This is a genomic window from Streptomyces coryli, from assembly GCF_011044975.1.
In the GTDB taxonomy this organism is placed as follows: domain Bacteria; phylum Actinomycetota; class Actinomycetes; order Streptomycetales; family Streptomycetaceae; genus Streptomyces; species Streptomyces coryli.
Window position 1 is genome coordinate 1 of record NZ_JAAKZV010000572.1, and the last position, 822, is coordinate 822.

Consider the following 822-nt stretch of genomic DNA (forward strand, 5'->3'; position numbering starts at 1 on the left):
GGTGGTGGGTGGTTCGGGGGACATACGACACCTCTTCTGGCTCGGCAGCGGGGACGTGAGGTGCGGGTGTTCCGGTGATGCTCGCCGCTCGGGAGGCCCGGGACACTGTCAGCTGCTGCCAGGGGTCCCGCCGCGCCGCTGGCATCTCGCGCCGAAGCGGGACCCCCGGGGGCGGATCGTACGGTCGGGCCATGGAGCGAACCACGGACGAACTCGCCCCCGACGGCGGCACCGTGAACTCGGTGCGCCGCGATACGTATGCCGATTCCGTCGCCCTGATGAGAGCCGCCCGGGCGCTGTCGGAGCTGCCCGGGGTGGCGGCTGCCAGCCTGGTGATGGGGACGCCGGCGAATCTGGCGTTGCTCGCCGGTGCCGGGCTGCTGACCGGGGAGGGGCGGGCGGCGCGGCCCGGTGACTTGGTTGTGGCGGTGCGTGGGGATGGTGGTGGTGATGGGGGTGCGGTCGCCGGGGCGTTGGCCGCCGTGGATGGTCTGTTGGCGGAGCCCGCCGGGTCTTCTGGCTCTGCCGTATTGGAGGAGCCGCCTCCGCGGGCCCTCATCGAGGCCGAGCCGGGGAGCGCGCTCGCGCTGATCTCTACGCCGGGGCCGTATGCGGGGGCGGAGGCGCTGAAGGCGCTGCGTAGCGGGATGCATGCCTTTGTCTTCAGCGACAACGTGCCGGTGGAGCAGGAGATCCGGATCAAGGAAGAGGCGCATCGGCGGGGGCTGCTGGCGATGGGTCCCGACTGCGGGACGGCGGTGCTCGACGGGGTGCCGCTGGGGTTTGCAAACGTGCTGCGGCCGGGGCGGGTCGGGCTGATCG

At 72.5% G+C, this 822-nt stretch carries 1 pseudogene; it reads left to right on the forward strand.

Annotated elements, in window-relative coordinates:
• Positions 1 to 191: 191 nt before the first annotated feature.
• Positions 192 to 822 (forward strand): annotated as a pseudogene (locus G5C51_RS42250) (acyl-CoA synthetase FdrA); the annotation flags it as partial.